The organism is Bacillus sp. JJ783 (genome assembly GCF_036963225.1).
GTDB lineage: Bacteria > Bacillota > Bacilli > Bacillales > Bacillaceae_G > Bacillus_A > Bacillus_A cereus_U.
The window spans coordinates 46,032-56,815 of record NZ_JBALMG010000074.1 but is presented as its reverse complement, the minus strand read 5'-3'; the positions used below and the strand labels follow the sequence as shown (position 1 = coordinate 56,815).

The window sequence follows — 10,784 nt, the reverse complement described above, 5'->3', positions numbered from 1 at the left end:
ATCAGTGGGGGTTTTGTTCATCCCCACTGATTATTAGCCTTCACCAATCGGACGTTAATGCGGGATAAAGGGAGTGAGTTTCTTTCATACTAACATACAGATATTGCACTTAAAGGAGCATTTGTATGGGAAACTCACATGATCACGGTCATTCCAAAAATAAAAAGGCGTTACTAATTGCTTTCCTACTAACGACAAGTTTTATGATTGCTGAAGTTATTGGTGGGTTTGTAACGAATAGTTTAGCACTATTATCTGACGCGGGGCATATGTTAAGTGATGCAGTATCTCTCGCTTTAAGCTTACTTGCCTTCAAGCTTGGAGAGAAAACGGCAACGGCTGCAAAAACATACGGGTATAAGCGTGTCGAAATGTTAGCGGCATTATGTAACGGTGTCGTTCTTATTGTCATTTCAGTATATATTTTTATTGAAGCAATTCGTCGTTTTAAAGAACCGGTGGAGATTGCTAGTAATGGGATGCTCATTATTGCTGTACTTGGTTTGCTTATTAATATTTTATCAGCTTGGATATTAATGAGAGGCGGAGATGTGAAAGGGAATTTGAATTTAAGAAGTGCTTTCTTACACGTACTAGGCGATTTATTAGGTTCAGTCGGAGCAATTATTGCTGCGTTGCTTATTAAATTTTTTGATTGGAATGCCGCAGATGCGGTTGCTAGTATTCTTGTGTCTATTTTAGTCATTATAAGTGGATGGCGTGTAACACGTGATACAGTTCATATACTAATGGAAGGTGCACCGCAGCATATAGATGCTGAAGAGGTGAAAAATACATTATTAAATATTACTATTGTAAAAGAAGTTCATGATTTACATATATGGTCCGTAACATCAGATTTTCAAGTACTAACTTGCCATCTTATTATTAAAGGTAATGAAACGCAAAGTGTATTGAAAGAAGCAACGGATGTATTAAAGGAAAAATTTCATGTAGAACATGTCACCATTCAAGTAGAAATTGAGGGTGAATTTAACCATAATGAGACAACTTGCAAAGTATGAAAGAAAAAGGGTATGAAAAAGTGTCATAACATTTTTCGCGTGGCATACATATATATAATGTGGCCACAAATACTTTGTAAGGTAAATATTTCATAAGATTACTTTACTTATTAAGAATCATCTTTTATAATCAAAAGTGGTAATTGATAAAGATTATCATTTTCAATGATCGTAGAAAGGAGTTTTTTAAAAGATGAGTAGTCAACTCCGTTTTGCTGTTGAAAATCGTAAGAGGCATTTAATTGATGAGTTAATTGGAGCAGGTGTGTTTAAGATTCGCGAACGACAATTATACGAGCTGTCTTTAGAGGAATTGGAAAAAGAGTACGAGCATATTGAAGAATTTGCAGACATTCAGGCATAGCCATATAGAGTAGTAAAGAAAGAGCATGTTACATAAAAGTGTAACATGCTCTTTTTTGATTATGGAAAAATATTGTAGATCGGTTGGTGTTAAAATGCTAGCAAGATTTTTGATTTGATTTTTTTCAGCTGCAGGTAATGCCGCAATCCATCCACCAGCCCCTTGTATTGTAATAAATGATGTGTGTTCTTTTGGATAAGGAGAAATATAGTAGTACATATGAACTGAGAACAGCAGTGGAAATCTTTGTTGTGGCAAATATTAAAAAAGTTATTATTAGATAGTTTTTTCGAAAGAAATAAAAATACAACATTTTTTATATTTTTCATTGCGAAAAGCGCAATCTACTTTTACAATAGAAAGGGTTGTGAATATATTATACTGAAAAAATAAATCGAAATAATATGAAAATTTTGTTTTGTCTTCGCTAATTGTATACTACATACACGTAAGACGACATACATCATGTTATCGACTTGTAAGGAGAGAAAAAAATGAAAAGTGTAAGATTACCCTCGATGCTAGAAATCATCATTCTTTTATTCCTATTTCTTGCTGTCGTCTTTTCCTTCCAAACGTTTTTTAATCTCCCAATTCAATTAGCGCTATTTATTTCATGGTTTTTAGTTATTGCGCTTGGATTAAGGTTAGGATTTCGTTATCAAGAATTGCAAGATGCAATTACGAAAGGGATTTCTAATGGATTAGAAGCAATTCTTATTTTAGTTGCAGTTGGAGCTTTAATTGGAACATGGATTGCTGGTGGGGTTGTACCTACATTAATTTATTATGGATTAGAATTCATTCACCCTAGCATATTCTTATTGGCAACTTTAATTATTTGTTCAATAACTTCTATCGCGACAGGAACATCATGGGGAACAGTTGGAACAGCTGGTATTGCTATGATGGCGATTGGGGAAGGGCTTGGATTACCACTTCCGCTTGTTGCGGGTGCAGTTCTTTCAGGAGCGTATTTTGGAGACAAATTATCACCACTTTCTGATAGCACAGTTCTTGCAGCTTCTATGGCAAAAGTAGATGTTATTGCTCACGTTCGAGCTATGCTCGTATTAGACGTTCCAGCTTTTATTATTACCAGCATTATGTTTACTGTTGCTGGATGGATGTATGGCGGGGATAATGTAGATTTAAATAGAGTAGAGTTTTTAAAAGAAGCTTTATTAAAGCAATTTGATATTAAAATATGGATGCTTGTTCCGGCTGTAATCGTTATTGTGCTATTGGCGCTGAAGAAACCTTCTATGCCAACAATTGCTATGGGAGCTTTAATTGGTGCAATTTGGGCAACTCTTTTCCAAGGGATGCACTTTGGAGAGGCAATTGGAACAGCATATAACGGATTCTCAATTCAATCTGGTGTCGAATTTGTCGATAAGTTATTAAACCGTGGTGGAATTAACGGTATGCTTAGTTCAGTAGCCGTTATTATTTTCGGCTTAGGTTTTGGTGGACTACTTGAAAAGCTAGGTGTTTTAAAAGTAATCGTATCAAAATTTGAGAAGAAATTAAATTCTGCAGGTAATGTAACATTGTCTACATTAATCGTGGCATTCTTAGCTAATATATTTGGTTGTGCGATGTATGTATCACTTATTTTAACACCGAAAATTATGGAAGATAGCTATGATAAATTAAAAATAGATCGCCGTGTATTAGCACGTAACTCAGAAGTAGGTGGAACGTTAACTTCTGGTATGGTTCCGTGGTCGGATAATGGTATTTTTATGGCTGGTATTTTAGGTGTGGCAACGTTCTCATACGTTCCATTTATGTGGTTAAGCTTCGTTTCATTAATTTTGGCAGTTATTTACGGATATACAGGAAAATTCATTTGGTATGTAGATGACGCTGAAAAAGGAAAACAAGCATCATAAAAAAATACCTTCTGCGGTGGCAGAAGGTATTTTTTTTATACATACGAGTGAGAATTCTTATCATTTGAATGAAAGTCTGTTAAAATGAGAAATGTAGGTATTTTATTTTCAAGGGGATGAAAAAATGGAGTACAGAATTGAAAGAGATACATTAGGAGAAATGAAAGTTCCAGCTGATAAATTATGGGCAGCACAAACACAGCGTAGTAAGGAAAATTTTCCGATTGGAACAGAGCATATGCCGCTTGAAATTGTAAAAGCATTTGCGATTTTAAAGAAGAGTGCAGCGATTAGCAATCAAAAATTAGGGAAGTTATCAGAAGAAAAAGCACAAGCAATTGTGGAAGCTGCTGATGAAGTTATCGCAGAAAAATGGAATGAACATTTTCCACTTGTCGTATGGCAAACAGGTAGTGGTACACAATCGAATATGAATGTAAATGAAGTAATTGCAAACCGCGGTAATCAAATTTTGAAAGAAAAGGGATCTGACGTACATATTCATCCGAATGATGACGTGAACATGTCTCAAAGTTCAAATGATACGTTCCCAACGGCACTTCATGTAGCGTGTGTAATTGCGGTAGAAAATCATGTATTACCAGCTATTACGAAATTAAAAGAAACATTAGCAGAAAAAGTAACTGCATTTGAACATATTATTAAAATCGGTCGTACGCATTTACAAGATGCAACACCGTTAACGTTAGGACAAGAAATTAGCGGATGGCACCGTATGCTTGAAAAAACAGAGCGTATGATTGCAGATAGCAATACATATATGAAAGAATTAGCAATTGGTGGTACTGCGGTTGGAACTGGAATTAATGCGCACCCTAAATTTGGTGAGATGGTAGCAGAAGAAATTAGTCTGTTTACAGGTAAACAATTTATTTCTGCACCAAATAAATTCCATGCGTTAACGAGCCATGATGAAGTTGTATTTGCACACGGAGCATTAAAAGCATTAGCTGCTGATTTAATGAAGATAGCTAACGATGTGCGCTGGCTTGCAAGTGGTCCGCGTAGTGGTCTTGGGGAAATTATTATTCCTGCAAATGAACCAGGAAGCTCTATTATGCCAGGGAAAGTAAATCCAACGCAAAGCGAAGCGCTAACAATGGTTGTAGCACAAGTTATGGGGAATGACACAACAATTGGATTTGCTGCGAGCCAAGGTAATTTTGAGCTAAACGTATTCAAACCCGTTATTGCTTACAACTTCCTGCAATCTGCTCACTTATTAGCTGATGCAACAGTTTCATTTAATGATAAATGTGCAGTTGGTATTGAAGCAGATGAAGAAGTAATTAATGAAAATGTAAATCGTTCATTAATGCTTGTAACAGCACTAAACCCACATATCGGGTATGAAAATGCCGCGAAAATTGCGAAGCATGCCCATAAAGATGGATTAACTTTAAAAGAAGCAGCACTGCAATCGGGATTACTAACAGAAGAGCAATTTGATGAAGTTGTAGACCCGAAAAAAATGATCGCTCCGAAAGAATAATAGAGGCCAAGGTTCTTAGTTTAGAATCTTGGCTTTTTTATCGCATATTAATTTTTAATTCCTTGTGGAAAAGTAAATACGCATAAAGGGTCATATTTTTTACTAATTTTTCTTAATTTGTTCGCGTGTGTTCCGTAATAAGCGTTCATATAATCTTTCAAATCGCTGTATGGGAAATTGACGAATGAGCCTTCTGTTATAGATTCTATATAGTCAAATCGTTTTTCTAACCATTGGGAATTATCCTTTTTAACAATCGGATCTTCCCATATAATTTGGATGCCTAGAATATAATGTGCATCGCGGTAATAAAAAGCGCTCGCATCTTTACCTACATCTTGAATTTTTCCTCCAAGGGGGTAAAGACTTATAGCTGCAAAAATACTGCCGGAAGCTCTATCTTCAATAAGACTAATAATTTTTTCGATTTCTTCTTCGTTATATTGTTTATGAACGAACCGGCCTGTAGATTTAAATTGTTCAGACGGTGGATATGAAGATTGTACAATGTCCATTGCTTCAAGAAAACTGATATATTGTAAATTCATCTTCACCCCGTTTATATCGAGTAAATCTTGTAAAATGAACGCTGCATCTTCTGGGGTCCCGTAATATAAACCTCGTCCATATATTGCAAGTCCTTCCGTAGCAGAGTTGTATATGCTCGCACCGATTGTCATTTTACTATTTAAATTTACTAGCCAGCTTTGCCATGTGTGAAGAAATTCCTTTTGGATGTCTACTGAAGCGTTAGGCCAATATAGTTCAACGAAAGTAACTTTATCAACTATTGGAGGGAGCTTAAAAGTTAACGAAACAACGATGCCAAAATTTCCGCCACCTGCCCCGCGACAAGCCCAAAATAAGTCTTTATGGTAAGTTTCATTAGCTGTAATTACTTTACCTTTATAGTCGATTAATTCTAACTCTATTAAATTGTCACAACCAAGGCCGAAATACCTACTAGAATAGCCCCAACCTCCGCCTAAAGTGTATCCACTTACTCCAACAGTTGGACAAGTTCCGCCTGGAAATGGATAACCTTTTGAAGAGATAAAGTCATAGATTTGTTTATTTTGAACACCACCTTGAATGACTAATGTATTTTTATGTTCATTAAGCTGCATACAGTTCATTTTACTTATATCAATTACGAGGACGTTGTTTCCGGCAGAATATCCTTCATAATGGTGTCCACCAGAACGAATGCGAATAGAAATTTCATTTTTTCTCGCCCAAATAATCGCATTACTAACATCCCATTTCGTAAAACAATAAATGATAGCTAAAGGAAACTTTTGAATAGCTCGATTCCATTCTTGTCTAGTTTCTTCATACTCACAATCATATCTTGTAATAATTTCACCTGTTAATCCTTCATAACTTAACTCATACATAATAAGCACCTTTCATTCATTTTGTGTAGAAGTTTACTTTTTTAGAAATAGTGTATGTTCGTATCGTTTGTTTGTGATGGAGGGGTAGTATCTTTATGTAATAAAAAATAGACTAACTATTGGGTAGTTAGCCTGAGGGGAGAATAAATATGTAAACGGCGGTTTTGCTTGGGGAGGATATTCAATTCTTATATAGTTATCCTAATAGCATAGAACTGTCTCAAACAAAACTATTCATTTGAGGTGCTATTGATTATTTTCACATTTGGCCAGTTTTCTTTTAAGAGTGAAATGAATTTCTCCTCTTCTTGTGGTACGAAAGATGTTACTGAGTCGAATAAATTATAATGAATTTCTATTTGCTGTCTTGTCCAATTTTCTGAACGAAGCTTTTTACCAGAGTATTTAATGTGGCGTATATCTTCAAATGGAATTTCAGTACGGAGTATGAAACCATGTTTAACAACAAGGGCAGATTCCGTTATTTTGTAATGAGAAAAATAGAAAGAAGAGAGATTCACGATATTTAAGAGCATCATGAGAGTGAAAAAAATAGAATTATCATTTTGAAAGAATAGGGAAATGAAAAAAACAACTAAAAACAATGAGATTAAAATGATATGAAATGGATTTTTTTTCGCTTTAAATTTCAAGTGAATCACCTCGGTATACCAGTTATTAAAATAATTAAATCACAATATTGTAATGAAACGTAAAAATATGCAACATTACATATTTTTACGTTTCATTATTCGTGTAAACTTTTTTTGATGGGGTAAATTTAAATGAAGTTTTACAAAAGTGGAGTTGCATAAAATGATTTGCAGAAAAAGCATTAAAGTAATAGTCATAATTTGTTGTATGATGATGATTAGTGGTTGTTCAAATAGATTCGTTGAGGATGGAAATCGAAAACATGTATTTGTACAAGCAAGTAAAGTTTTAGTAGAGGTTGTTTATAAAATATATAAAAGGTAAAAGGTGTTTCCATATACGGAAACACCTTTTTTGTAGTTAAAATTGAATGCTGGAAGGGTCTTGAATAGTAGTCATGTTTTGTTTCACATCCCATAATAATTAGTTTGTTAAAATACATNNTCCTATTTATTATAGTTAGATAAACATTTTTATAAAAGTTTGTAAAATAGGTAAACGAAACATTGAAACGTTTACTTTTTATATGTTAAGATGATGAAGTGATAATAAACGTTATTATAATTTGTTTGTTTTTAAATAAACATTTTGAAGGAGTGTTTAGTATGAGTGATATATCAGAGAAGTTTTGGGATGCGTCGGTAGAGGAATTGAAGAAAGGGTATGTATTTGACGAGGTAGCAGAGGAGTATATTTGTTTAGCTTGTGGAGAAACGTTTATTAAAGGGGTTATTTATCAAGAAAATCAAGTTTTGTATGAAGCAGAGAAGTTTGTACAGTTGCATATTCAAAATGAGCATACGTCTATGTTTGAATATTTATTAAATCTTGATAAGAAGTTTACAGGTTTAACTGATTTGCAAAAGAAAATGGTTCAGTTTTTCCATATGGGGCTTAACGATAAAGAGATTGTAAAAGAAATGGACGGCGGGAGCACGTCGACGATTCGCAATCATCGATTTACATTGCGAGAGAAAATGAAGCAAGCGAAAGTATTTTTAGCGTTAATGGAATTGTCAGAAGAAAAATCAAAAGTTCAAACTAAATTTGTACCGATTCATAGAACAGCTACGATGGTGGATGATCGATACAATATTACAGAGGAAGAAAATGCTGAAGTTTTAATAACGCATTTTACAGAAGGTTTGGATGGACCGCTTTCTAAATTTCCGAAAAAGCAAAAGCGTAAATTAATTATATTACGTCATTTAGTGAAGAAATTCGATAGTAATAAAAAGTATACTGAAAAAGAAGTAAATACAGTTTTAGAAAATATATATCCGGATTTTGTAACTTTGAGAAGATATTTAATTGAATATGGTTTTTTAGATAGAACAGCTGATGGAAGCCGATATTGGGTGAAGTTATAAGAATGAAGAGAAGAAAATGAATAGAAGCACATCATAAAAACAACTATACAAAGAGATAGAGGATTACAGATACGAAAAATATGTTAAAGTTCTATGATGAATTTGAAAATAGTGAGTGGAAGAAGAATTTACTTTAACGAGCAAACAGTATAGAAATGGTTGGAGTAATTACAACTATTTGAGCACGGATTTAACCGTGCAGATTTTAAATAAAAGGAGAAATGAAATTTGAAACCACCTACAGATAACAATAAAGAAGGTGTAGAGTCACAGAAGTCAGAAACGGAACATAAGCCGATATGGAAATCGATGTCCATGTTTTTAGTACCGTTACTTTTAAGTAATGTATTACAGTCAGTTGGACAGTTATTTGGAATGGTAGTAGTAGGAAGATGGCTTGGCGTAAATGATCTAGCAGCTATATCGGCGTTCTTCCCGTTATTTTTCCTACTCGTTTCATTTGTAATTGGAATTGGTTCTGGTAGTTCAATTTTAATTGGTCAGGCATTTGGTGCTAAAAATGAAGAGCGCTTAAAAGCTATCGTTGGTACGACGCTTACGTTTACTTTTATTATCGGAGTCGTGTTGGCGATAATAGGTAGTATTTTTGCGATGGATATTATGCGCCTTATGGGAACACCAGAAAATATTATTGAAATAAGTGTGCATTACGCAAGAATTTTATTTATATCTATGCCAGTATTATTTTTATATTTTGCATACACAACATTTATGAGAGGTACAGGAGATTCTAAAACGCCATTTTACTTTTTAATCGTTAGTACAGCGCTAAATATGATCTTATTACCAATTCTTATTTTTGGCTGGTTAGGAGCTCCGAAATTAGATGTTTACGGAGCAGCCTATGCTTCAGTTATATCTACAGTTATTACGTTTATTGTCATGCTAGTGTATTTAAAGAAGAAAAATCATCCACTGCAATTAGACGCTACAGTAAGAAAATATCTTCGTATGGACTGGGAGTTATTAAAGTTATTGTTACGACTTGGTATTCCAGCGAGTATTAATATGATATTAGTTTCATTATCAGAAATTGCAGTAATCGCATTTGTGAATCGCTATGGATCAGATGCAACAGCGGCGTATGGTGTTGTGAACCAAGTTGCAAGTTATGTACAAATGCCAGCAGTTAGCCTCGGCATTACCGTATCAATTTTTGCAGCGCAATCAATTGGTGCAAACCAATTTGATCGATTACAGAAAGTTGTTAAGGCCGGAATCATCATGAATTATATTATTGGTGGTGTATTAATATCTCTTATTTACTTGTTCTCAAGAGATATTTTAGCACTATTTTTAACAAGTCAAACTACAATTGACATTGCTCATAGTCTAATCATGATTACATTATGGAGCTACTTAATTTTCGGTCATGCACAAATTATTAGTGCGACAATGCGAGCAAGTGGTACAGTACTTTGGCCAACTGTGATTAGTGTTGTATCAATCTGGTTTGTTGAAGTACCTGTAGCGTATTATCTTTCTTACCATACGAGTCTTGGTATAGAAGGAATTTGGATTGGATACCCAGCGGCATTCATCGTCAGTTTAATATTACAGTATGCATATTATAAGCTTTCATGGCAGAAGAAACGAATTACACGATTAGTGAGTTAAAAGATGAAAAAGTCCCTAAGTCATTATACTTAGGGACTTTTTTTTGATGAATGCTTATAAATAACTTTTTAAAGTTATGTCAAAATGTTGTCTAATGAGTTTTCCATTATTCATATAAAACTCCCAAGCTGTATCTGGCTCACCGATAATTTCAAATGAACCTTCTGTAATATATAAAGCGCAATTATCTTCTAATGCAATGCCTTCTATATTACCTTGGTGAGTTTGTAAAAACGTATGGAAGGCATTCATTCTATTTAATTGATTGTAATGGGGGCAAAATCTTTTATTAACAATACTCCAGCCACTACTTTCTATATAACCGGAACCTTCATAATCTGAACGAATGCTAGATGTGAACCAGCACATCGCACCGGCACTATATCCTGCAATAAGTGTTCCGCGTTTTAAAGCAAATAGTAACTTTTCATCTAGTTTATGTTCTTTCCATTGTTCAAGCATATGAACGTAATTCCCACCGCCAAGATAAATTAAATCGGCAGAATGAATCATCTCATCTATTTCATATTTAGTAGGTGTTTCTGTTATAAAGCGTAAAATTTGAACCTCACAATGTAATCGCTTTTCAAACGTTTCTAAAAATAACTTTATATATCCTTCATCATCACGACTAGCTGTTGGAATGAATAATACTTTTGGGTATTGTTTATTTGTTAATTCTATAAGTCGTTCATTAATATGCAAGTGATTTGGATCTTGTAAATCACCGCCACCAATGACAGCTAATTTCATAGTAAAGCACCACCTAATAATATTTGTTATGTAAAAATTCGATAGCGGGGAGTTACATTCCTTCTGTGATTTAATGAATAAGGGGAAATAAAGTGAACAATATATTGAAATAGCATAAGGAGTTGATAGCTGTGGATAGAAAGGAATTAGAAGTAGTTTATCCCGCTATTTG

Annotated in this window: 10 protein-coding genes; 7 read left to right on the top strand and 3 right to left on the bottom strand. The window is 34.1% G+C overall.

The window, feature by feature from the left end; translation table 11 throughout:
* Nucleotides 1-125: 125 nt before the first annotated feature.
* The 4 genes from V7038_RS16540 (at nucleotide 126) to fumC (ending at nucleotide 4,800) form a co-directional block, all read left to right on the top strand.
* Entirely contained in the window at nucleotides 126-1,025 is a 900-nt protein-coding gene (locus V7038_RS16540; protein ID WP_002158438.1) for a cation diffusion facilitator family transporter, read from the top strand.
* Between the two features lie 193 nt (nucleotides 1,026-1,218).
* Entirely contained in the window at nucleotides 1,219-1,389 is a 171-nt protein-coding gene (gene fbpA / locus V7038_RS16535; protein ID WP_002158436.1) for a Fur-regulated basic protein FbpA, read from the top strand.
* Nucleotides 1,390-1,883: 494 nt separating this feature from the next.
* On the top strand, nucleotides 1,884-3,287 hold the full coding sequence (gene nhaC, locus V7038_RS16530; RefSeq protein ID WP_335470978.1) for a Na+/H+ antiporter NhaC: 1,404 nt from the start codon (nucleotides 1,884-1,886) through the stop codon (nucleotides 3,285-3,287).
* 124 nt (nucleotides 3,288-3,411) lie between these two features.
* Nucleotides 3,412-4,800 carry a class II fumarate hydratase gene (fumC, locus tag V7038_RS16525; RefSeq protein WP_335470976.1) on the top strand — a complete coding sequence of 463 codons (1,389 nt, stop codon included), beginning with the start codon at nucleotides 3,412-3,414 and terminating at the stop codon, nucleotides 4,798-4,800.
* A 47-nt stretch (nucleotides 4,801-4,847) separates the two neighbouring features.
* Here fumC and V7038_RS16520 read toward each other — a convergent pair whose 3' ends face one another.
* Both V7038_RS16520 and V7038_RS16515 read right to left on the bottom strand, forming a co-directional pair.
* The gene (locus V7038_RS16520; protein ID WP_335470974.1) at nucleotides 4,848-6,197 is read right to left on the bottom strand and encodes an FAD-dependent oxidoreductase; all 1,350 of its coding nucleotides are present in this window, start codon (nucleotides 6,195-6,197) and stop codon (nucleotides 4,848-4,850) included.
* A gap of 230 nt (nucleotides 6,198-6,427) precedes the next feature.
* A complete protein-coding gene (locus V7038_RS16515) occupies nucleotides 6,428-6,850 on the bottom strand; it encodes a PH domain-containing protein (RefSeq protein WP_016104455.1) in 423 nt (140 codons plus the stop codon).
* A 163-nt stretch (nucleotides 6,851-7,013) separates the two neighbouring features.
* Between V7038_RS16515 and V7038_RS16510 the strand changes: the two genes are divergently transcribed.
* From V7038_RS16510 to V7038_RS16500, 3 genes are all read left to right on the top strand, one after another.
* A complete protein-coding gene (locus V7038_RS16510) occupies nucleotides 7,014-7,175 on the top strand; it encodes a hypothetical protein (RefSeq protein ID WP_002158431.1) in 162 nt (53 codons plus the stop codon).
* Between the two features lie 281 nt (nucleotides 7,176-7,456).
* Nucleotides 7,457-8,221, top strand: a complete 765-nt coding sequence (locus V7038_RS16505; protein ID WP_335470972.1) for a DUF2087 domain-containing protein — start codon at nucleotides 7,457-7,459, stop codon at nucleotides 8,219-8,221.
* 228 nt (nucleotides 8,222-8,449) lie between these two features.
* Nucleotides 8,450-9,859, top strand: coding sequence for an MATE family efflux transporter (locus V7038_RS16500; RefSeq protein WP_070146399.1), 1,410 nt, complete (start codon nucleotides 8,450-8,452; stop codon nucleotides 9,857-9,859).
* A gap of 54 nt (nucleotides 9,860-9,913) precedes the next feature.
* On the opposite strand, the gene V7038_RS16495 is transcribed toward V7038_RS16500, so the two are convergent.
* Nucleotides 9,914-10,612, bottom strand: coding sequence for a peptidase E (locus tag V7038_RS16495; protein ID WP_002202483.1), 699 nt, complete (start codon nucleotides 10,610-10,612; stop codon nucleotides 9,914-9,916).
* Nucleotides 10,613-10,784: the final 172 nt, after the last annotated feature.